The organism is Photobacterium phosphoreum (assembly GCF_002954725.1).
Taxonomy (GTDB): Bacteria; Pseudomonadota; Gammaproteobacteria; order Enterobacterales; family Vibrionaceae; genus Photobacterium; species Photobacterium phosphoreum.
Genome location: NZ_MSCQ01000001.1, coordinates 1,712,601 through 1,737,174 on the forward strand (window position 1 = coordinate 1,712,601; position 24,574 = coordinate 1,737,174).

At 39.9% G+C, this 24,574-nt stretch carries 16 protein-coding genes and 1 pseudogene; 5 read left to right on the forward strand and 12 right to left on the reverse strand.

Translation table 11 applies throughout. The features are described from left to right. Positions 1-38 precede the first annotated feature (38 nt). The 4 genes from BTO21_RS07435 to apbC form a co-directional block, all read right to left on the reverse strand. On the reverse strand, positions 39-2,165 hold the full coding sequence (locus BTO21_RS07435) for an AsmA family protein (protein ID WP_045031316.1): 2,127 nt from the start codon (positions 2,163-2,165) through the stop codon (positions 39-41). A 208-nt stretch (positions 2,166-2,373) separates the two neighbouring features. Beyond that, positions 2,374-2,967 carry a dCTP deaminase gene (gene dcd, locus BTO21_RS07440; RefSeq protein WP_045031315.1) on the reverse strand — a complete coding sequence of 198 codons (594 nt, stop codon included), beginning with the start codon at positions 2,965-2,967 and terminating at the stop codon, positions 2,374-2,376. A 186-nt stretch (positions 2,968-3,153) separates the two neighbouring features. Next, a complete protein-coding gene (udk, locus tag BTO21_RS07445) occupies positions 3,154-3,798 on the reverse strand; it encodes a uridine kinase (RefSeq protein WP_045031313.1) in 645 nt (214 codons plus the stop codon). Positions 3,799-3,947: 149 nt separating this feature from the next. Then, positions 3,948-5,039 (reverse strand): iron-sulfur cluster carrier protein ApbC, encoded by a 1,092-nt coding sequence (gene apbC, locus BTO21_RS07450; RefSeq protein ID WP_045031312.1) that lies wholly within the window; start codon positions 5,037-5,039, stop codon positions 3,948-3,950. Between the two features lie 259 nt (positions 5,040-5,298). Between apbC and metG the strand changes: the two genes are divergently transcribed. From metG to BTO21_RS07470, 4 genes are all read left to right on the forward strand, one after another. Next, positions 5,299-7,344 (forward strand): methionine--tRNA ligase, encoded by a 2,046-nt coding sequence (metG, locus tag BTO21_RS07455; RefSeq protein WP_045031305.1) that lies wholly within the window; start codon positions 5,299-5,301, stop codon positions 7,342-7,344. 345 nt (positions 7,345-7,689) lie between these two features. Beyond that, positions 7,690-9,090 (forward strand): L-cystine transporter, encoded by a 1,401-nt coding sequence (locus BTO21_RS07460; protein WP_045031303.1) that lies wholly within the window; start codon positions 7,690-7,692, stop codon positions 9,088-9,090. 72 nt (positions 9,091-9,162) lie between these two features. Then, the gene (locus BTO21_RS07465; protein WP_105026749.1) at positions 9,163-10,491 is read left to right on the forward strand and encodes a CoA-disulfide reductase; all 1,329 of its coding nucleotides are present in this window, start codon (positions 9,163-9,165) and stop codon (positions 10,489-10,491) included. A gap of 386 nt (positions 10,492-10,877) precedes the next feature. Continuing rightward, positions 10,878-12,197 carry a dicarboxylate/amino acid:cation symporter gene (locus BTO21_RS07470; RefSeq protein WP_105026750.1) on the forward strand — a complete coding sequence of 440 codons (1,320 nt, stop codon included), beginning with the start codon at positions 10,878-10,880 and terminating at the stop codon, positions 12,195-12,197. A gap of 83 nt (positions 12,198-12,280) precedes the next feature. Here the strand turns inward: BTO21_RS07470 and BTO21_RS07475 are convergent, their stop codons facing one another. Next, a complete protein-coding gene (locus tag BTO21_RS07475) occupies positions 12,281-12,982 on the reverse strand; it encodes a hypothetical protein (protein ID WP_105026751.1) in 702 nt (233 codons plus the stop codon). 646 nt (positions 12,983-13,628) lie between these two features. Here BTO21_RS07475 and BTO21_RS07480 point away from each other — a divergent pair. After that, positions 13,629-14,186, forward strand: coding sequence for a sugar O-acetyltransferase (locus BTO21_RS07480; protein WP_045031297.1), 558 nt, complete (start codon positions 13,629-13,631; stop codon positions 14,184-14,186). Positions 14,187-14,286: 100 nt separating this feature from the next. Here BTO21_RS07480 and BTO21_RS07485 read toward each other — a convergent pair whose 3' ends face one another. From BTO21_RS07485 to BTO21_RS07520, 7 genes and pseudogenes are all read right to left on the reverse strand, one after another. Further along, positions 14,287-14,649, reverse strand: coding sequence for a hypothetical protein (locus tag BTO21_RS07485; RefSeq protein ID WP_205068412.1), 363 nt, complete (start codon positions 14,647-14,649; stop codon positions 14,287-14,289). A 222-nt stretch (positions 14,650-14,871) separates the two neighbouring features. Continuing rightward, the gene (locus tag BTO21_RS07490) at positions 14,872-15,789 is read right to left on the reverse strand and encodes a DMT family transporter (RefSeq protein ID WP_045031295.1); all 918 of its coding nucleotides are present in this window, start codon (positions 15,787-15,789) and stop codon (positions 14,872-14,874) included. A gap of 496 nt (positions 15,790-16,285) precedes the next feature. Then, positions 16,286-18,031, reverse strand: a pseudogene (locus BTO21_RS07495) (bifunctional metallophosphatase/5'-nucleotidase); the annotation flags it as partial. A gap of 870 nt (positions 18,032-18,901) precedes the next feature. Continuing rightward, on the reverse strand, positions 18,902-20,209 hold the full coding sequence (gene serS / locus BTO21_RS07505; RefSeq protein ID WP_045031291.1) for a serine--tRNA ligase: 1,308 nt from the start codon (positions 20,207-20,209) through the stop codon (positions 18,902-18,904). A 126-nt stretch (positions 20,210-20,335) separates the two neighbouring features. Continuing rightward, positions 20,336-21,676, reverse strand: a complete 1,341-nt coding sequence (locus BTO21_RS07510; protein ID WP_045031289.1) for a replication-associated recombination protein A — start codon at positions 21,674-21,676, stop codon at positions 20,336-20,338. A gap of 73 nt (positions 21,677-21,749) precedes the next feature. Continuing rightward, positions 21,750-22,367, reverse strand: coding sequence for an outer membrane lipoprotein periplasmic chaperone LolA (lolA, locus tag BTO21_RS07515; RefSeq protein ID WP_045031357.1), 618 nt, complete (start codon positions 22,365-22,367; stop codon positions 21,750-21,752). Positions 22,368-22,478: 111 nt separating this feature from the next. Next, on the reverse strand, positions 22,479-24,574 hold a 2,096-nt coding region (locus BTO21_RS07520; protein ID WP_244906766.1), incomplete at its 5' end, for a DNA translocase FtsK.

A 24,574-nucleotide genomic window follows, 5' to 3' on the forward strand; every position in this document is an offset into this window, starting at 1 on the left:
TCCTATTTTACGTTAACAATACCACTCGATATGAAGCGTTAATTAAATAACCCTTTCAGTAGCTTATCTGCGGCATTTTTAATGTTGTCATCTTTTGCTTTATCACCAAAGAGTTTTTCTAAGCCGCGATTGATTTCTTTCTTAGCTTTACTCTCTAGCTCCGCATTATTCTTAAATAAATCTTTAATATTTAAGTTATATTTAGGCTTCTGCCAGTTGCCACCGACATGGATAGGAATCGCAATACCTTTAATATCATCTAGCCCTTTACCACTCGCGACAATCTTGGTATTAATCGTAAGATCAATGCCTTCATTAACCAGATTAGTATGACCTTCGCCATTAATAGCCAGTAATGGTGACGCTAACTGGAAATTATCGGTTGATGCAATGCCTTTACCTAATACTAAGGTTGTGGTTAATGCTGAGAAGTCCGTTTTCTTGACCGTATCGCCACTACTCGTATCAGCTTGACCTTTTAACTTGGCTTTCGCATTACGTAATAAATCAGAAATATTGACCCCATATACTGCGCCATCTGAAACATTAACCTTAATAGAACCTGCAATATTATGACGAATATCCGCTTCAGATAAACCATGACCGCTTAAATCTGTGGTGATATTTGCTTTACCAGCAAGTAACTTATTATTCGCAACCGCTTGCAGTAACGGTAAAATAGACACGTTTGAAATGGCATTTTTTAAGTGGTAACTAGGTAATGCGCTATTCACATCAACAACAGCACTGCCCGTGATCTTACCGTCATATAAATTAGCTTCAAAACGATTAATCGTCGCAATGCCCTGTTTAATCGAGGTCACCACTTTAACGTTAGCAATATCAGCATTGGCTACTTTTAGTTGTTTAATCGCTATCATACCAGCAAGGTTAATATTTTTTAACGCACTAAGATCAGGTTGTTGCGTTGAAGTATCAGCCACTGTTGCAACAGCTGAAATGTCTCTAGCTGGTATTACCGTGGCATTATTTGCTACTGCGGTTGATGCTTTTTTCGCAGGTAACCAACTATCAAGATCAATCTTATCGCTTGATAATGCAAAACGAATATCAGGGATCGCTGCGGCTAAATATGAACCAGATCCTGATACCTTCGTCCCGTCAGCATTAATCATAATTTGACTGACTAAAGCCAGTTTTTGAGCAATGTCATACGTTGCGTCAGCATTAACAATCAAATTCATTGTTGGGTGCGGCAAGGCTTTACCCGCTAAATCATTGGTAACTTTCAGCCCTTGAATCGTAACAGTATTATGGTCTTCAGATAATGTTACTTTCGTTGTACCGTGTGTATCAAAACTTAAATTAGGCACTTGTCCATTCACCGAAAAAGTGACATTTGACAATTGTCCAACCGTAAATTGATCCAGCCCCAACTGAGCATGCTTGATCTCAGTATTGCCATCTTTCATGCTCATTTGTGCAGAAAGTGCTTTCAACTGAACATTCTTATAATCAGCAGCAAGATTTAGATCTGTACTCCCTTGCGCACTAAAGGTGATTGCATTCATTTTACCTTGTACATCAAAGGTTGCTTTGGTCCATGTTTGTGGCTGAAAACTACCCAGCGTGAAATTCACATTATTCAGTTGTACAACCATCTTGGTTTGATCATTGCGTACTTCAGCACTTGCATCCACTAACTCAATGCCTGCCACAGCCACTTTCCAATGCTCTTTTTTAGCACTTAGGTCATTATCATTCTTGGTGGTTACTGTTTTCTCGGTAGCAGTTTTGTCAGCGATAGCTTTTTTATCCGTGAGGCCATCGAGGTTTGTAGTACCATTTTTTAACGTTTGAACAAAGACATGTGCCCCTTCTAAACGCATTTCACCAATATCAAGTTGGTGAGACAATAACGGTAGAACCGATATAGATAAATTTGCTTGTTTAAATTGGACTAAATTAGGCTCAGCAAACCCTACTGGGTTACGAAATTCAGTCTCACCGACACTTAATCCCAATGTTGGGAAAAAACGCCAGCTAATATCACCATTAATAACTAAGTCACGACCCGTTATTTTTTTAACTTGCTCAGTTAGCAGTGGCTTAAACTGATTCGGGTTAACAAAGGTTACTAGTGCACCAATACCAATCACGACTAATAAAATCAGCCCGAGTAAGATATAAAGTATTTTTTTCATTATGTCCTCGGATATGCATATAACGTCACAATTAATAGTGTGCTATGCAGAAAAAATTTGTTGGCGATTAACCCTATAAATCAATGTCATTAAGACCACTAACTCCAAGATTAGTTCACCATAAACGTAATAGCTAAACAAAAGGCAACCCTAAGGCTGCCTTTAATAATTTTTTGATCAATTGCGAGCGCCGTCATATCTCAAATGCTTACCGTTGCTTATCGTCTTCATTGATACGACTTGCTACAGCGCCTTGCTGATTTTTGTATTTGGCATCAACACGCTTGTTATACGGTTTTTCCGCAGGGCCTGATAAAGTCTCAAAGCTTAATGCGCCAATCGGCATATGTGGACGTAATGCTAATGGCAAACGGCCAGAGTTATAGAACTCAAGTACAATCCGTCCTGACCAGCCGGGATCGATACGATGTGCTGTTACATGCACCATTAAGCCTAGACGTGCTAATGATGAACGTCCGTCTAACCAGCCAACGATATTATCAGGTAATGTCACTGACTCATGAGTAACCGCTAATGCAAGCTGCCCCGGATGAAGAAAAAAGGCTTCTTCTTCTGCGACAATAATCTCATCACTCATTACTTTTTCAAGTTGAGTGGCGACATCTTCTTTTTTACCAGATAGATCAATGAACGGAGCGCCATGATCATTAAACACTCGGAAATTATTTCCAAGACTAACATCAATGGTCAAGCCACTAATACAATCATCAGATGGGCGGGGTTCAATGCTGATTTTACCGTCATCAAGGTAAGCCTTGATATCTCTATCACAAAGTCTCATTCAAGCTCTCTCCGGGCTTAATACACACTCTATCCTATTAATGCTCAACACATGAGAGTGGTATAAAAATACATCGATACGGTTAATCTATATTTGTGGGTTAGCAAAAGTTAACGGTATTATCCCCAACAATCATAACCATAGAAATAAGGCTGACATATTGTCAGCCTTATTCATTTTAAATTATTACGAACGCAGCAATTTAGCGATATGGGCTTTTAGCACATCGATTGCGATACGGTTCTTACCACCACGCGGCACAATAATATCGGCATATTGCTTTGATGGCTCAATAAACTGCATAAACATTGGACGTACCGTTTTTTGGTACTGAACTAACACTGACTCCATTGTACGACCACGTTCAGCAACATCACGCTGCAGACGACGTAGTAAACAGATATCAAGTGGAGTATCCATAAATATGCTCGCGTGCATAATGTCACGCAGACGAGGATCGGTTAACAATAAAATACCTTCTAAAATGATCACTTTTTTCGGTGTCATTGTGGTGCTTTCTTGTAAACGAGTATGCTCGCTGTAGCTATATTGTGGTACTTCTACTGCTTCACCTTTCATTAACTGCTCAAGATGATCACACAATAAATTATGATCAAGCGCGTTTGGATGGTCGTAGTTAGTCTTAACACGATCTTCCATTGATAGATGGCTTTGATCGTTATAGTAACAATCTTCCGTGATTACACCGATCTGGTGATCGCCTACTTTTTCTTTTAACTCTTTATAAACTGTACTGGCAATCAGACTTTTACCGGAAGCAGAAGCGCCTGCAATACCGATAATAACGCATTGGTGTGAAGTTTCAGACATATCAGAAAGTACCTATTAGACCACGTAGCAAGGCGAATATGGATAAATTAAACCCTCTGATTATAAGCAGTTGCTATGGCAGATACCAGCAAAAATGCGGTATCTGTCATATCTGATTATAATATCAACGGATTTTGTTTGGTAAGCAGTTACATTGTTCGAATAGTAATCTGCTCTGCTACAGTTTCACCCTGCCAATATAATCGACTCGCAATATTTGCAGCTAACATAATGTATGCTGCAGCCTGTTCTGATTCAGGTGATGAAATAACGGTTGGTGTACCGTTATCAATATCTTCGCGAATTTTGATATCTAACGGTAATTGAGCCAATAACGGCACCGCATAATCTTGTGCCATTTTCGCCGCCCCTCCCGTACCAAAGATATGCTCTTGATGACCACAATTACTACAAATGTGATAACTCATATTTTCAACAATACCCAGTACTGGTACATCAACCTTATTGAACATACTGATGCCTTTAATCGCATCTGCTAAGGCTAAATCTTGCGGGGTTGTTACCACTATTGCCCCTGTTACAGGAATTTGCTGTGACAAGGTTAATTGAATATCACCCGTACCCGGTGGCATATCGATCACTAAATAATCAAGATCGGGCCACCATGTTTCACTGATAATTTGTGCTAATGCTTTTGACGCCATTGGCCCACGCCAAATCGTCGCACTCTCTGCTGGCACTAAATAGCCGACGGAGTTGGTATATAAACCATGCGCTTCAATCGGCGACATCATTTTACCATCAGGTGATTGAGGCTTTTCATCCATCGTGCCTAACATCATCGGTACAGAAGGACCATAAATATCAGCATCCAATAGCCCTACTTTTGCACCTTGGTGCTGTAAACCCAGCGCTAAGTTAACTGACGTGGTTGATTTACCAACACCACCTTTAGCAGAACTCACTACAATGATGTTTTTTACACCTTTAAGTGGCTGTTTATCAACAACAGCTAGTGTTGCAACTCGACAACGAACATCAAACGTTAAGGCAGTATTAACGATGCCTTGTTGCTGTTGCTGTGCAATCCATTGACGCAACTGTTGAGCTAATTCGCTGGCTGCAAATGGGATCGTAATAATAATCACGCCCTCTGCCGACACCGAAACAAAGTGCGGGACATCCGCCCATTCTGCACTTAGTAGCGGATGTTCAAATTGATTCAACCATTGGCTAATATCACCAACACTGTCGAAATGGTTTGTTGTTTCTGTTGCCATAGATTAACGCTCCACATAAATGTCATAGCTTATTAGCAACATCGGCGTCACAGTATTCGTCTATAAAACAACCAGTAACGTTGATGCTGCGGGGTAATATTTACCTCTTTTTCCTAATGCTACCATCAAAGTACCCTTTCTGCCCGATTTCCCCTGTCCTAAAACATACAAATCAGTATCGGATGCTAGTCAATATGCTGTCCATCAGGTAGTATTTGCAGCTATGTTTTTTTACCCATCATGAGCGAAAGAAGTAATTATGGCTGCTAATCCAAGAAAAATTCTGGTGACCTGCGCCCTGCCGTACGCTAACGGTTCTATCCACTTAGGTCACATGCTAGAGCATGTTCAAGCGGATATTTGGGTGCGCTATCAGCGCCTTCGTGGCAACGAAGTTCATTTTATCTGTGCAGATGACGCACACGGTACGCCAATCATGCTTAAGGCCCAGCAGATGGGTGTGGAACCTGAGCAAATGATTGCAGAAGTGAGCAAAGAGCACCAAGCTGACTTCGCCGGTTTCGATATAAACTTTAGCAACTACCACAGTACGCATTCACCTGAAAACCGTGAACTTGCTTCTTTTGTTTACACCCAGCTAAAAGACAAAGGCTTTATTACTAGCCGTACTATTTCTCAGTTGTTTGATCCTGAGAAAGAAATGTTCTTGCCTGATCGCTTTGTAAAAGGCACTTGCCCTAAGTGTAAAGCTGAAGATCAATACGGTGATAACTGTGATAACTGTGGTGAAACTTACAGCCCAACTGATCTGATTAATCCAAAATCAGCCGTGTCTGGCGCAACACCCATCATGAAAGATTCAGAGCACTTCTTCTTTGATCTGCCACAGTTTGAAGACATGCTAAAAGCGTGGACTAAATCTGGCGCACTTCAAGAAGAAACATCTAACAAGATGCAAGAGTGGTTCGAGTCAGGCCTACAGCAGTGGGATATTTCTCGTGATGCACCTTACTTTGGTTTTGAGATCCCGGGTGAAACTGGCAAATACTTCTACGTATGGCTAGACGCACCTATCGGCTACATGGGTTCATTTAAGAATCTATGTGATAAGCGCGATGATCTTGATTTTGACGAGTTCTGGAACAAAGACAGCTCAACGGAGCTTTACCACTTTATCGGTAAAGACATTGTTTACTTCCACAGCCTATTCTGGCCTGCAATGCTAGATGGTGCTGGTTTCCGTAAGCCAAATAACGTATTCGTACATGGCTACGTAACCGTTAATGGCGCGAAAATGTCGAAGTCAAAAGGCACATTTATCAAGGCGGGTACTTACTTAAACCACCTTGATCCAGAATGCCTACGTTACTACTACGCGGCAAAACTTAATAACCGCATTGATGATCTAGACCTTAACCTTGAAGATTTTACTCAACGTGTAAACAGCGATGTAGTGAACAAGATTGTTAACCTAGCATCACGTAACGCTGGCTTTATTGCTAAGCGTTTTGACGGCATGTTATCTGAGAAGTTTGCAGAGCCTGAGCTTTATGCTGAATTTGTAGGTGCAGCAACGCGTATCGGTGATCTTTACGAGAACCGTGAATACAGCCGCGCTATCCGTGAAATCACGGCACTAGCAGATAAAGCTAACCAGTATGTTGACGAAAAAGCACCTTGGGTTGTGGCGAAGCAAGAAGGTAAAGATCAAGAGCTACAGGAAATCTGTACTGTTGGTATCAACCTATTCCGCGTATTAATGGCTTACCTAAAGCCTGTAATGCCAAAACTTACCGAGCGCACTGAAGCTTTCTTAAATGAAACGCTAACGTGGGAAAGCATCGAAACGCCATTAACAAACCATGAAGTAACTAAGTTCAAGGCATTGTTTAACCGTATCGATCCTGCTCATGTTGCTGCTATGGTTGAAGCATCAAAAGAAGAAGCTGCCGCTGATAAAGCCGCGATTGAAGCTGCTCAACCTGCTGTTAGCCCATTAACTGCAGAGCCAATTGAAGCTGAAATCGAGTTTGATGATTTCGCTAAAATCGATATGCGTATCGCTAAAATTGTCTCTTGTGAAGCAGTGCCAAAAGCAGACAAACTACTGAAATTCCAATTGGATATCGGTGGTGAAATGCGTCAAGTATTCTCTGGTATTAAATCAGCTTACACACCAGAAGAGCTTGTTGGTAAAATGACGGTAATGGTTGCTAACCTAAAACCGCGTAAAATGAAATTTGGTATGTCTGAAGGTATGATCCTTGCAGCGGGCCCTGGCGGTAAAGATCTGTGGATCTTAGAGCCGCATGACGGTGCTCAGCCAGGTATGCGTGTAATGTAATTTGCGCCACGTTTAAATTCGAAATACCGACAACCTTGTTGTCGGTATTTTTTTGACTTTTTTTTATACATTCCCTCTTTAACACCCCCCAATATATCACCTTATTACCACTTGTTAACAGTATGTTGAATGTTGATCTATATCCGCAGCTAACTCTACTTTTAAAACTAAATATTCATCTTATGTTCATAATTAGCGATCTTGATCGTTTTTACGATTTTCAATATCCCTTACATTAAATGTATAAATTTGCTTGTAATTAAATATTAATACAGCAAAATTTAGTCATAACTATATAAGAACAATAAAAATCCCCCTCTTTTTATTTGATATGAAGGATTCATCATGACCTTAGGTATTGTAACGAACCTCGCCATATTTGTTGGCTTGATCGCATTTCTTTATCACATGCAAAACAAACACTACAGCTTTACTAAGCGTGTATTTGCTGGCTTAGGCTTAGGTATTGCATTTGGTGCCGCGCTACAAGTTTTCTATGGTACTGGCTCTGAGGTCATCAAAACATCGATTGAATATTTTGATATTGTGGGTGTGGGTTATGTTCGCTTGCTACAAATGATCATCATCCCATTAGTGATGGTATCGATCATTTCTGCAATTCTGAAACTTAACGGTGGCACATCATTAGGAAAAATAAGCAGTCTGACGCTTGGGGTACTGATTGTTACCACCATGATTGCAGCTTGTGTCGGTATTCTAATGGCTAACCTTTTTGGTCTTACTGCTGAAGGGTTAACCTCGGGTGCGGCTGAAATGGCGCGCGCTAAGAGCCTTGAATCAACCCTTTCTAATGTAGAAGCCATGTCGTTTGCTAAATTAGTGATCGAATTTATTCCTGCTAACCCATTCTTAGATATGACCGGTGCGCGTCGTACTTCCACTATCGCAGTGGTTATTTTCTCTATTTTCATTGGCCTATCTGCAACTGGAATTGCTAAGAAAAAACCTGAAATTTTCGCCCAATTTGAAGGCTTCATTAAAGTTGCCCAAGCGATTGTCATGCGTATGGTAACGTTAGTCTTACGTCTAACACCGTTTGGTGTATTAGCGCTGATGACCAAGGTAATTTCAGGTTCAAACTACACTGATATTGTGAATCTTGCCAACTTCGTTTTTGCTTCATATGCTGCATTAATCCTAATGTTTATGATTCACTTAGCTCTTGTTGCGATGGTAGGCATTAACCCAGTGCGCCACTTAAAGAAAATTATTCCAGTACTGGCTTTTGCTTTCACCTCACGCACCAGTGCTGGTTCAATTCCCATGAACGTGCAAACCCAAGAAAAATGCCTTGGTATTCCATCGGGTATTGCTAACTTTGCCGCTTCATTTGGTTCAACTATCGGTCAAAATGGTTGTGCAGGAATCTACCCTGCGATGCTAGCAGTAATGATTGCGCCAACCGTGGGTATTAACCCAATGGATTTCGGCTTTCTATGTACTTTAGTGGCAATTATTACCGTAAGTTCTTTTGGGGTTGCAGGTATTGGTGGTGGCGCAACATTTGCGGCATTAATCGTATTATCAGCAATGGATATGCCTGTGGCACTTGCCGGTCTTTTGATTTCAATAGAACCGCTTATTGATATGGGTCGTACTGCTCTTAACGTATCGGGTTCAATCACCGCAGGCACAATTACCAGTAAGGTCATGGGCGAGACAGACATGGCTATTTTTAATAGTGATGAAACCATTAACTTAGATGGCGAAGAATCAGCGGCTTAATCAATAGTAAACACTCGTTTTAAAGAGAGGTGCATTGCCTCTCTTTCCATTTTTCAAGGAATAGACAATAGTATGAAAATTATCATTATTGGCGGTGAAGCCGCAGGCATGAGTGCCGCAGCAAAAGCAAAACGCATTAACCCAACCGCTGATATTGTTGTTTATGAAGCCTCTAATATCATCTCTTTTGGCGCTTGTGGATTACCTTATTATATTGGTGATGAATTTTCTGATGCCAATTTGATGGCGGAATTTACCCCAGCACAATTTGCAGAAAAAGGGATCCAAGTATTAACCCAACATCGCGTGGTTAACCTTAACGCACAACAGCAGCAGTTAACCGTTGAACATCAAGGTGAAACGCACACTGTTGATTATGATCGCCTAATGATTGCGACAGGGGCAAAAGAAGTTTTACCCCCCATTACTGGCTTAGAAAAACAAGGCGTTTATTCATTACGTCGTATGCAAGATGGCATCAATATCAAAAATGCCCTTGCCGATCCCCAATGTCAAAATGTGACGATTATTGGCTCAGGTTTTATTGGCTTAGAAGTCGCTGAAGCCATGATCCATCAAGGCAAAACCGTACGCCTTATTGAACGTGCGCCATGCTTAATTCCAGATGCTTTTGATGTTGAAATTAGCCAGCATATTCAACCTGAACTGGAACGTGCTGGAGTAATCATCCACCTGAAAGAATCGGTGTGTGAAATTATTGGTGATGATCGCGTTACTAGCATCAAAACCGATAAAGACATTTATTCAACAGATTTGGTGATCTGCTGTACTGGCGTTAAACCGAATACTGATTTTATTGCAGATACTGGCATTGATCGTTTAGCCAATGGTGCAATAATCATTGATCAGCAAGGTAAAACATCCCTTGATAATGTGTGGTCAGCGGGTGATTGCGCCACCATTTGGCATGCTCAATTACAACAACCCGTTTATATTCCGCTAGCAACAGGCGCGAATAAAATGGGTCGCTTAGTCGGTGAGAATATCGCAGGCAAGAACCTCAGTTATGACGGCACATTAGGCACCAGTTGCGTCAAAGTGTTAGGTTTAGAAGCTGGTCGAACAGGCTTATCTGAGCGTGAAGCCCAACAAGCGAATATTGATTACCGTACCGTTTATATCAGCGATAAATGTCATACCAATTACTGTGAAGGTCAATCTCCACTGTATATTAAGTTGGTTTATCGTTCTGAGAATAAGCAATTATTAGGTGCTCAACTCATTGGTAATAAAGGTGCAGTTCATCGTGTTGATGCACTCGCTGTTGCAATCAGTCTTGGTGCGACTACAGAGCAATTAGGCATGATGGATTTTGCCTATGCACCGCCATTTGCACGTACTTGGGATATTATGAATGTCGCGGGTAATGTGGCTAAATAATTTGTTTATCTCTCAATAATAACGACACAAGCTACGTGCTTTTTAGCACTCATGAAGAAAAAGTACGTAGCCTCCCCCTGTTATAAACGCCATCAATATCCTTCCTAATTTATTCACTCACAACTATTTATCGAAAATTCCGACAAAACACCTCGTAAAAACAACATTTAAACCGTCATTTATGATTATTAAACGCATAAAGTGTTAATTAATAGTTAAAAATAAACTTCTCAAACATGAAATCAGTATAAAATTTGTGAGTTGACGCAAACTTTAGCCCTTAATAATAATTATTACTTCACGTTAACAGACAAATAACTGCTACTCTCCGAACGCGCTCTGATTATCGATGGACAGAGAGAAATAAATATTAAGGATAAATACTAATGACCACAGAAAAGAAAAAAATGTCACTAACTGGCCGAGTCATTCTCGGTATGGTTTTAGGTATTCTGACAGGATTTATGATCCGTTCCCTTTTTGCTGATGTCGCTTTTATTCATGACTATATCGTAAATGGCCTGTTTGATGTCGGCGGTAAAATTTTTATTGCCAGCTTAAAAATGTTAGTTGTTCCTCTGGTTTTTGTATCACTGGTTTGTGGTACGAGCTCATTAAAAGATTTAGCAACATTAGGCCGTTTAGGCGGAAAAACCTTAGCGTTTTACCTCACCACTACAGCCTTAGCAATTACCCTTGCACTGACCATGGCGAATATCTTCCAGCCCGGTGCAGGCGCCGATTTAAGTGCAGCTACAACGTTTGCTTCTAAAGATGCACCATCGCTAGGTAGCGTTATTGTGGGCATGTTCCCAACCAACCCTATCAGTGCTATGGCAAATGGTAATACGCTACAGATTATTGTATTTGCGGTTTTATTTGGTATTGCAATCAGTGCAGCAGGTAAACCAGGTGAACGTTTAGCGGCAGTATTTGCCGATTTAAATGAAGTGATCATGAAGCTGGTTGCATTATTGATGAATATTGCCCCATACGGTGTGTTCTTCTTGATGGCTAAATTGTTCACAGGCTTAGGCTTAGACGCTATCTATAGCTTAATTAATTACTTCTTAGTCTTAGTCGCTGCACTGTTGTTCCATGCTTTAGTGACTTACAGTGTGATGCTAAAAGCGTTTACGGGTTTAAGCCCAATTACCTTCTTCAAGAAAATGGAAGATGCGGTGATGTTTGCGTTCTCAACCGCATCATCAAATGCAACTATTCCAGTTACGATGGAAACTGCAACTAAGCGTTTAGGCGTTAATAACAAGATTGCGTCATTTACCGTTCCACTAGGCGCAACCATTAATATGGATGGCACTGCAATCATGCAGGGTGTGGCAACGGTATTTATTGCCCAAGCGTTTAATATTGACCTCACCATGAATGACTACATCATGGTTATTCTAACAGCTACGTTAGCATCAGTGGGTACAGCGGGTGTTCCTGGTGTTGGTCTAATTATGCTAGCGATGGTGCTTAACCAAGTGGGTCTACCTGTTGAAGGTATCGCGCTAATTATGGGTGTTGACCGTCTACTGGATATGATCCGTACTGCGGTTAACATTACGGGTGATAGCGTTGTAACCTGTATTGTGGCTAAATCTGAAGGTGAAATGGATATTGCGCGTTTCAACGATCCACTAGCTGCAACAGAAGATGAAGCGGTTCGTTTCCATCCGAATCCTCAACCACAGAAATCATAACAGCGAGTAAAAACTTGCGAACACAACATAATTCAAGGGCACGTAATGTGCCCTTTTTTTAGTTTTGAATAGGGTGGGAGGATTTAATACATTTTAATACAATCCCCACCCTCAATATCTTTTTCTGTTATATATGGCATAAATCGTAAAAATGAATATCTATAAAAACGATACATCATGTAGTTATAGCTATAATAAGATGTTCTATAACACCCTAAATTTTCATATTGATTTGTACCAATAATTTTTTTTGTTTCTTCTTTTTCTAGCCAGTCACAAAAATGATTAAGATCATTAATCATTTCCTTACATTCATCTATTGCTCTTTCTAAATGCCGACTAAAATCAATATCAATAAATATTTTATGTTGTTTAGTTCGTTCTAAATAGAATAGATCTTGTTGGACTCTGAATAACATTGATGTTGGCTTAGATAAACATCTCATATATTTAGAACTATTACTATCCCTTAAAGAACGAAGCAGTATATCTTTGAATTTGTGATTTTTTTCACACATATTCCCATCATAATTCAATGTATTAGAAAGATTCATTTTAATAATAGCAATCTCGATTAGTATATGAGTAGCTTCTTTTCTACGAGATTTAAACTCATTGACATGTGATGTTAGTACATAGAAAAAAGAGCCAGATAAAATACCAAGACTAATATTGGTTATATATCTATCTAATAACTGATCTTTCTGAAAAAACAATGGAATGATTAGAGAACTAAAAAAGCATATCCAAATACCAAACGGAATTGTTCGTAAAAAGGTATACATTAATTTTACTATTCGTTTAGTTTGTTTAGATAAATTAACTAAGTGAAATAAACAAAATAATAATAAAAAGAAAATTGATAATGATAAAGGATTAAGAATAATCAAGATAATATAAGGTAAAGATGTAATCATTTTATGTTTTTACTAGTAATAGTTGACGTAATGTACCATGTGTACTTACAAGAATAACCATTAAACCTCTTTATTTAACAAAATACATATATATACCCAAAATAATGACTAATTAAGTGCAAACATCACAGAAAAAAATGACACAGCCTACTATCCGTGATCTACTCACCGCGTGATTGAGCCCAAAAGACGCCAATGAAAATACGCTTGAATCCCACCAGAAGCACTGACTCTACAACGCGAAAACAGTAGATTCCCTATCTCGTTCATAACCTCACTGTAGGGAATGACGGGGTTGGGTTTGGCATTCACTGTAGAAAATAACGCGATTGACGTTGGCATGCACGGTAGGGAATGACGAGTGAAAGGCTTGCCATTTACTCATGCTTTTTTCAAATCAATAACAAAAATATGACTCGCAGTCTCATCTATAACATCGAGTGATAAATAAATAACACAACAAGTGATAAAATTATCGTTAAATAACCCCATACAGAATAAGTTGAGAGACAACATGACTGAATTTGAAAAGATGTTGGCAGGCAAAGACTTTGATGCGGGCTCAGATTGTATTGAACGTATTCGTCAACATGCTTTAAATCTATTGCAGACTATTAACCAAAATACAGACGACTCTCAACGTAATGAGCTATTTCAACAGTTAATGGGCACTATTTCACCATCAAGTATTGTCCGCTCACCATTTTATTGTGAGTTTGGTAAAACGATCTCGATTGGAGAAAATACTTACATCAACATGAATGTCACCATGTTAGATGGTGCTAAAATTACGATTGGTAACAATGTTTTAATTGGCCCAAATACACAATTTTACTGTGCTAGTCATGACTTAAACTATCGCAATCGCCGCAACTGGGCAACCATCTGGGATTCGATTACAATTGAAAATGATGTATGGGTGGGTGGCAATGTGGTGATCAACCAAGGTGTGACCATTGGCGCGCGCTCTGTTATTGCGGCTAACTCGGTGGTTAATTGCGATGTACCACCGGATTCTCTTTATGGTGGTACACCAGCGAAATTAATCAGAGTGATTCACGAAAACCAATAACCTACCTGCGTTTTCTAAGAATATTAGCAGATCTGATTCACTATAAGGTTTTAAGTATCGTAATACCGCCACTATAAGCGGTATTTAATATCAAATGCTCTTATTCAGCTAAAAATGGCATAAATGTTCGCAACAATAAAACAAAAAAAACACCCAAACCTAAAATAATATATGAATTTTGCTTAAACTGTTCTCGATAACGATCAACGATAAAAACACGAACATATAGAAAAATAATACTCACCATTAAGAGTATTGGAATTTCAATCAGATGGCTCAAACTTTGATGTCCATATCCAACAGAAGCCAAGAAAGTCCAAACCAATAGCAATACTATAGGTAAACAAATATCACTCCAATAAAGCGCATTCCTTCTTTTCACATAAACCCAAGCTAAAGATGCTAAACTTGCATAACCAAACAAAATCAAACCAAAAATCAATAAACCGTCAATAACTAACACCTCTGAAAAACACCTGTAATTCGCACTTCAAGTTTCTATTCATACCCAAAGTACCAATTGCGTCGTATTTTGATAAATTGTATGCATGAATAATAAATCACGTTTGTAATAAACCACAATACGCATTTAATAATATTTAGCACCATATACAATCAACAACAACGCATGCTTTTCATCTCGCTACCTCAAGACGCGAAACTAACCCACCGCAGGCGATCAATCTTAGTTGTTGTGCACTACTTTTAAAGCTGAACGCCGCTTGAAAATACCTTTTGGTACTTTAGTCAATAAAATACCCACAAGAAGAGGCAGCATCATGAGCAATGATTGTTGAGACAACGCCTCACCATTGATATAGCTAGAAATCAGTAACGCCACTACAGGGAAAATCAGAAAGCATATAGACGCTTGAAAGGGGGTTGATACCTGCACCAGTTTGAAATACGCAACAATACCGCCAACACTCGCCACAAAGCCAAGGTAAACAACGGCTGACATTGAATCCCACGTGAATGCTTCAACGTTTACGTTTTCACTCACAGCTGAAACTGCAAATAAAAATAGCGAAGCGATGAAGCTCGGTAGTGCGTTGTAAGTTAGCACTTCAATGCCTTTGCAGTGCTTTTGAACTAACACATACATAATAGCGTGCATAGCAACAGCAACACCTAAGCAAACAGTACCAATAAGATAATCATCGCTGCCCATTTGCATTTCATTTGCAAGAATTAAACACAAGCTAACAACAGCTGTAATTAACCCCAATATTTGATGCTTTGCCAATCTTAAACTCAAAAACAGACCTGACATTAACATTACTGCGACGGGCATATTGGCGAAGATTATTGATGCTAAACCAGACGATATGTATTGCTCGCCAAAGATCATCAGCGTAAATGGAATCGCGAAGTACATCAGTGCGACAATAAACAACCATCGACGCTTACCTTTAGGAAATAACAATGGTTGGTTGAGGATTTTTGCCAATACCACGAGTAAAGGGGCTGCCAGTAAAAAACGTAGCGCGGTGGCAAAAATAGGGGGAATAGAATTCAATGCGACTTCCATAGCGAACCAAGTGGTTCCCCAAATTAAGCAAACAGAAACAAAAAGAAAGATAGTGAGTAGCTTTGAATTCATAGTGATCCCTCATTAATAATAGCTGTAAATCATTGCAGTGTGGCGCAATAATAATGTATTACAGTATAGAGATATTATTAGGGAAATAAATTCCATTTACATCTATAATTGAGATTGTATATAGAAAATAAATCTATAATTAAACAATTAACTATAAAAAACACCTATGAAACTTGATATCAAGAAATCCATTATTCTTTACAAGGTCTACTTTTACAGAGGGATAGTTGACACAATATGGCAGTGTACAAGTTCATTAAGCCACAACAGATCTAGCATATATTGAATGAAATAGAACGTTGTAAACACCCCACCCAACGACAGCCTAAGTTATCTATTAAATCAAAGTCCGTCCTTAAATGGTTAAGAAAAGCAGCAACATGAAAATAGTCAATAAAGGGTACCTTATGTACCCTTTTGTAATGTACTTAACATCATTCAACCAGCAAACACACTGGATGAATTAGTGCGTATTACGCATTAAATCAGCTTCTGTTAATGCCGCAGTATTGGTGTAACGGCCATTTTCAATACTTGGTAATGCAACCTTGCCGCTATTAACTAATTGAGCGATACGTTGTTGATCAGCTTTAGAGGTTGATAAGCCAATAACCGACCAATCATTTTCAGTTTTACCTGTAATATGGCCTTTTTTAACATCACGAATATAACGCATAGTCAGTTGACGAACCGTGCCGGCTTCAGTGCCGTAATGGGCTTTTGAATCAAAAAGCTCCTTAAATTTATGGCCTTCAAGTACCCCACCTTTTTTCATTAAATGTCCCATACGGTAGCTATTCATGCCTAAATTAATAGTTTGCGCATCCGTAATCGGTTTACCATTCATTTTAAGATTGGTAATACGATGACCTGCCGCTTGGGTTAAATCAATTTGATAAGTGACGCCACCGAAAATATCGTGGGTACTGTATTTTGATGAGCGACGTTTAGCGTCAAAGCTGTAAGTTAGATCATTAGGTTTTACACTATTGAAATACCCCGCCGACCATTCCATATAGGCTTTTAAATCTTTACCCGTCATTTCATAAACGGTGTATTCGCCGCCAGCATATTCATAGTTAAAATTAATATCTTTAACTTTAATATCGCCCACAGGCAATGATGGATTCATATTATCAAGGTGAACTGCAATAACATTGGCTTGCGGAGCAAAATAAAAACCCACCTCTTGGAAAAGTGACGTTAACCCTGTGTCATGCAATTGGCTTTCAGGAATACCTTTAATCGTATTGTGCGGTACAAGATCTTGCCCCTCTAATTGACCAATAACCTTATTAGCGTCTTGCTGGAGCTTGTGATGATAAGGCTTAAAGATAGTTTCCATGGTTGGATCTGATGGTAATTTATTCATATTATAGGTGAAGCTATCTTTACTGATTAACGTATATTTACCCTGATCATCTTTTTTGAAATTCAAATCAATACGGGATAACGCGCGACCATATTTATACGGTTCAGTAATAATAACCCCATTAATAACCGCTTTATCGACTTTGACATGCATATGACCCGCAACAATCGCTGCTAACTCTGGGTTAGCACGAGCAATATCCCCCACCCCTGTATCAGCAATATTATTTTCATTATCGATACCCATATGAGCCACTAATATTATGGCATCGGTTTTATCTTTAATTTGGGTAATAACTTTTTTAACTTCAATACTTGGATTACTAAAGGTCAGATCTTGAAGGCGATCACTGCCATTAGCAAAAGCAGCGATCATTGGGGTATCCATACCAATGATGCCAATTTTGATACCTTTACGTTCAACAATTTTATAAGACGGCAGAAAAGGAGAGGTCGCATTATGAAAAATATTACCGGCTAGTGGCGTACCATTAAACGTTGTAACGGTATTTTTAAGTACCTTCAAACCAAAATCAAATTCATGATTACCTAATACATAGGCGTCATACTTCAACTGATTAAAACCTAACATCATTGGGCTAATGGCATCGTTTTTAAAGGTTTCGATATTATTACCCTGAATCGCATCACCCGCATCGACCAATATAATCTCAGGGTCTTGCTTTCTTAGCTCACCAACTTTGGTCGCTATTTGGCTTAAACTGCCTGATAAATTAGGTTTATCAGTGGTGTAATCCCAAGGAATAAATCGCCCATGAAGATCCGATGTACCTAAAATTGTAATATCGACTTGCTCTGCATAAACAGATGGTGAACTTACTAGAAGGGAAAATAATACTGTTTTGTAAATGTTCTTATTCATTAGTTGAATGACTCATCCGTTGATTTAAACCACCTATGGCATAAGAGCATAATTATACACAATCAATATATTAATATTCCTATTCTACATAATAATTGTGTGATTTATATTTAGGGATGAGGAAAGACAACAAACCGCAAGGAATAATACAAGGTACTAGGTATCAGGGCCGAGGGAAAAGCAATAAACATCATTGCCTTTAATCTCGATAGTCACCTTCTCGAAATATCGAAACCTATAACAAAGGTCGCTTAACGACCTCTATTAAATATTAAAACTAACGTCGTAGCTTACAACAAAATTTATTATACGTATTATTCATTCGACCAATACATTCTTGAGTAGTTATCTCATCTATACGATATTGTGATTTATAATTGTGTAACTCTCGATCTAAAAGATGCAATGTGTTTTCAACGGCTATAGCGGCATGAGGTTTATTAATAACTATGGTTGTTAGTTGTTTAACTAATTTATCGTGATACTGATGCGGCATATAATCATCCCTAACAAAAAGCTTAAAGGTTACCAAAGCAGTATTTTACATCTATATTTTATATTTAACGAGCATATATTATAAAAAATATAATAAACATTCGACTTCTTGTAAATATTCCAAACAAAACAAAGATCGCTTTAAATAAGCTAAAAACAAACGTTAGCCGCACGAACAAAAACAGACCAACAATACATTCACAATAAATCCTGTTTAAAATAAAGGCACGAGGCAAAGCACTTCATCTCGATACTCGCGACCTAGAAACCTCGTCCCTAAACCCCTCTCTACCTTTCTTCCATAAAAAAACCCAGCCTTATCGACTGGGTTCTTTAATTTAAAGCTTATCGCAGCATCAGTGATTAACCGATGTGAGTAGCACCGCGCATGTACTTACGTAGCACTTCAGGGATCATGATACGACCATCTGCTTCTTGGTTATTCTCAAGAATAGCAACCATAGTACGACCAACTGCTAAACCAGAACCGTTTAGTGTGTGTAGTAGCTCAGGCTTCTTCTCGCCTTTACGACGGAAACGCGCTTGCATACGACGCGCTTGGAAATCCCACATGTTTGAACATGAAGAAATCTCACGGTAAGTTTCTTGAGCAGGAACCCACACTTCTAAGTCGTAAGTTTTGCAAGAACCAAAGCCCATATCGCCAGTACAAAGTATTACTTTACGATAAGGTAGCTCTAGAAGTTGTAGTACTTTCTCAGCATGACCTGTTAGTTCTTCAAGTGCAGCCATTGAATCTTCAGGGCGAGTGATCTGAACTAGTTCAACTTTGTCGAACTGGTGCATACGGATAAGACCACGAGTATCACGACCGTAAGAACCTGCTTCTGAACGGAAACATGGTGTGTGTGCAGTCATCTTGATTGGCAAATCTGCTTCATCAGTAATGGTGTCACGCATCATGTTAGTAACAGGCACTTCTGCTGTTGGAATTAATGAAAGTACGCGCGGCTCTTCATCATTCACTTTTTCAGTTAGCGGTTGAGTGTGGAATAGATCTTCGCCGAACTTAGGCAATTGACCAGTACCAAACAAGCTATCTGCGTTTACTAGATACGGTACATACATTTCAGTATAACCGTGTTCTTCAGTATGAAGATCTAGCATAAACTGTGCGATTGCGCGATGTAGACGAGCAAATTGACCTTTCATTACGATGAAACGTGCGCCAGTGATTTTAACCGCACTTGCGAAATCTAGGCCACCAGCCATCTCACCAAGATCTACGTGATCTTTTACTTCGAAGTCGTAAGCTTTTGGCTGACCCCAACGTAATACTTCCACGTTCTCTGACTCATCTTTACCTGTTGGTACTGATTCATCAGCAATGTTAGGTAGCATTTGAGTAATAGTATCAAGTTGACCTTGAAGCTCTGCTAATGCTGCTTTCGCTTCATCAAGCTCAGAACCTAGGTTACCAACTTCAGCCATAATGCGTTCAGCTTCTGCGTGATCACCTTTCGCTTTTGCCTGACCAATCGACTTCGATCGCGAGTTACGCTGTGCTTGTAGCTCTTCTGTTTTTACTTGAAGAGATTTACGTTGCTCTTCTAAGTTGCGTAAAGTTTCTACATCAAGGTTAAAACCACGACGCGCGAGTTTTGCAGCTGTTTCATCCAGCTCAGTTCGAAGTAATTTAGAATCTAGCATGCTAATCCTGTGCTCTTAATAATCTGAAATGCACGTTATTTAGGCATTTCTTATTAAAATAATGATAGTTAGAAGGCAACAATAACGAATTGCTGCCAATCACTTAACGATACCCAAAAAGCCTTATTATTGGTAGCGCTTTAGCGGGCTTTTTGCATCTAAAGAAGCAAGATAATCCAACTTTTCTGATATTTTTATCTCTAAGCCTCTTTTTGAGGGCTGATAATAAACCCGATCACGAATTTCACGCGGTAAATACACCTCGCCTGGGGCATAAGCTCCAGGTTCATCATGAGCATAACGATAGCCTTCACCATACCCTAACTCTTTCATCAGTTTGGTTGGCGCATTCCGCAAATGTGGCGGCACTTCAAAATCAGGAAATTCACGCGCATCAGCTTTCGCCAGATTAAACGCGACATATACCGCATTACTTTTTGCCGCACAGGCTAAGTAAACAATCGCTTGAGCAATGGCACGTTCACCTTCGTACGCACCCACGCGGGTATAACAATCCCATGCCGACACCGCAACCTGCATCGCACGTGGATCAGCGTTACCGATGTCTTCAGAGGCTATCGCTAATAACCTGCGAGCAATATAAAGTGGATCACAGCCTGCTTGAAGCATTCTTGCAAACCAATACAATGCACCATCCGCGTTTGAACCACGAATCGATTTATGTACCGCTGAAATCATGTCGTACCAAAGATCGCCTTTGTTATCAAACCGAGCAACCTTTTCACCAGTGACTTCTGCTAAAAGCTCAACCGTAATTTGTTTGATGCCTTTATCATCTTCTTCAGCCATATCAATTAGCTGTTCGAGATAATTCAATGACATTCGCGCATCACCACGGACAAACTCGGCTAACTGCTGTTTCACTTCATCAACAAACACAAAATTGGTTTCGCTAATGCCGCGTTCTTTATCTATTAAGGCTTGTTCAATCACTTCAAGAATTTCATCATCTTCAAGGGATTTTAATTTATACACTCGTGCGCGGGATAATAATGCGTTATTAAGCTCAAACGAGGGATTTTCAGTAGTCGCACCAATAAAGGTGACCGTACCATCTTCAATATGTGGCAAAAATGCATCTTGCTGACTTTTATTAAACCGATGGACTTCATCGACAAATAAAATAGTCCGTCTGCCTGCCATTTTATTATCACGCGCTTTATCTATTGCAGCGCGAATGTCTTTAATACCGGAAGTAACCGCAGATACTCGCTCAACTTCGGCATTGGCATAATTTGCAGCAACTTCGGCTAAGGTTGTTTTACCTGTACCTGGTGGTCCCCACAGAATCATCGAATGCAGTTGGCCCGCTTTTAATGCTCGACGTAGTGGCTTACCTTCACCAAGAATGTGCTGTTGTCCAATGTATTCCTCTACTGTCCTTGGCCGCATTCTTGCCGCCAAGGGTCTAAAATCTGAGGAAAAATCTAGGCTGAAATTACTCAATATAATGACTCCCCTAAGACAGAAAAAGGTGGCTCATTCGCCACCTTTTAATAATAATTAAATAAAATAACAATTAGTTACGCTGATCATCTAACTCCACACCTTTAGGCACTGTAAAGGTAAATAAACTTGCTGCTGGTGTCGTTTTCTTAAAATCAGTTAATACGTATTGACTGCGTTGACCGTCAGTTTCTACCACAGAAAAATTACGCACATCACCTGCTTTTGATACCGTCACAACGAACTTATCCATTGATGACGTTTTATCTTTAGGCGTTAACGTAAAAGTATCCACTAATTGGGCAACATTATACTTAGACCAATCACTAGCACTATTACGGGTTAATAATACAAATGGTGTTTGCTCAGTGGCATCTTTGAGCCACATTGCCGTCACTTGCTCAACAAAAGGACTGTAATACCACACCGTTTTACCGTCTGAAACTAATAGGCTTTCATCAGGTGTTTTCGTTTTCCAGCGAAATAAATTAGGGCGTTTAATTGATAAATCACCGGTACCATTGACTAAAACTTCGCCATCAGGGCTGGTGACTTTTTGAGTAAAGTTAGCGCTAAATGCATTCACTTTATCGAGACGGCTACTTAGTGCTTGTTGCGGTGTTGCAGCCCATGCACTTGACGCAACCAGCATTGGTGCGGCAATTAACATGCTCATTACGAGTTTCTTCATCATATTCGCTAACCTCTTTGGTATTAAACCGCTGTGATAATCACTATCACAACGGTTTTATTTTCACTTTTGCGCTTTAACAGCGAGTACGTGGTAATGTCTCATTATTTATTAATCGTGATGTTGTACTGGCGGTGGCGCTAACACTTCACGGTTCGCATTATGTCCTGGTGCACTCACAATACCATGTGCTTGCAATTGATCCACAATACGCGCGGCGCGGTTATAACCGATCTTAAATCGACGCTGTACACCTGAAATAGAAGCACGACGCGTTTCTGCCACAAAGGCAGCCACTTCATCAAATAACTGATCTAAATCATCATCACCTGACGGTGCTTCACCAGGCAGTAAACCATCAGCACCTTGGTTTGAATCAATAATGTTTTCTATATATTGAGGTCGACCACGCGCTTTCCAATCATTAACGACATTATGTACGTCATCATCAGAAGCAAATGCACCATGAACACGAATGGTATGACTTTGACCTGACGGTAAGTACAGCATATCACCCATACCAAGCAAGGTTTCAGCGCCACCTTGATCGAGGATGGTTCGTGAGTCTGTTTTGGTTGATACCGTAAACGCCATTCGCGTTGGAATATTAGCTTTAATTAAGCCCGTAATAACATCAACCGATGGACGCTGGGTAGCTAATACTAAGTGAATGCCTGCCGCACGTGCCTTTTGGGCTAAACGTGCAATCAGCTCTTCCACTTTCTTACCTACAACCATCATCAAATCAGCAAATTCATCGACGATAACCACAATACTTGGCATTTTTTCCAATAATGGTGGGTATTCGTCCATGGTGTCACCTGCCTTCCATAATGGATCATGGATTGGGTGTCCCGCTGCTGCGGCTTCTTCTAGTTTAGCGTTATAACCGGCAAGACTACGTACACCGCACTTTGCCATTAACTTATAACGACGCTCCATTTCACCAACACACCAGCGTAGTGCATTACCGGCATCTTTCATGTCAGTAACCACTTCCGTTAATAGATGTGGAATGCCTTCATAAATAGATAATTCCAACATTTTCGGGTCGATCATAATAAAACGACATTCTTCTGGCGTACATTTGTAAAGTAAGCTCAAAATCATCACGTTTACACCCACAGATTTACCTGAACCTGTAGTACCTGCAACCAATAAGTGCGGCATTTTACTTAAATCAGCTACAACCGCTTCACCTGCAATGTCGTTACCTAATACGATAGGCAATGCACCGCCAACATTTTGGAATTGCTCACTGGCAATCACTTCCGACATAAATACCGTTTCACGACTTTTATTCGGTAGCTCTAAACCAATATAAGGTTTACCCGGAATAACCTCAACCACACGTACAGATGTCGTTGACAATGCACGTGCTAAATCTTTTGATAAACCAGAAATACGGCTTACTTTTACCCCAGGGGCAAGATCTAACTCATAACGCGTAATAACAGGACCTGGGTAGATACCTTTAACTTGTACTTTAATTTTATAGTCAGCCAATTTTGATTCAATCAAGGTTGCGATTGCTTGCAACTCTTCATCCGAGGCTTTTTCAACGGTTTTACGTGCTGGTTGTAAAAGATCTAATGTTGGCATTGGTGATGTTGGCACCGGAAGATCAGCTTCTTTTTTCATTAAGAATGGATTATCTAACCCTGCAAGATGCGCTTGTTCTTTTTGTTTATCACGAATACGTTTTAGGAAGATTTCCTCGTCGGTTAATCCCTCTTCTGAGGTATCAACATTCGCGGTCGGAGCAAAAGACGCGGCAACTGGTTCAGCATAAACTTGTGATACCGCAGGTTGCTCACTAACAACGGCATTAATCACATGCTGAGTTTGTTCATCAACGGCAACCGTAAAATCTTCATCTTTTTCAAGCTCACGCTCAAGTGCAGAGACAGATAGACCTTGTATCGGTGCGGCTTGTTCTACTGGCGCTACATAGGGTTGAGGTTCAATATACGGCGCGGCTTGTTCTACTGGCGCTACATAGGGTTGAGGTTCAACATGCGGCGCAGCTTGTTCTACTGGCGCTACATAGGGTTGAGGTTCAACATGCGGCGCAGCTTGTTCTATTGGCGCAACATAGGGTTGAGGCTCAACATACGGCGCGGCTTGTTCTACTGGCGCAACATAGGGTTGAGGTTCAACATGCGGCGCAGCTTGTTCTACTGGCGCAACATAGGGTTGAGGCTCAA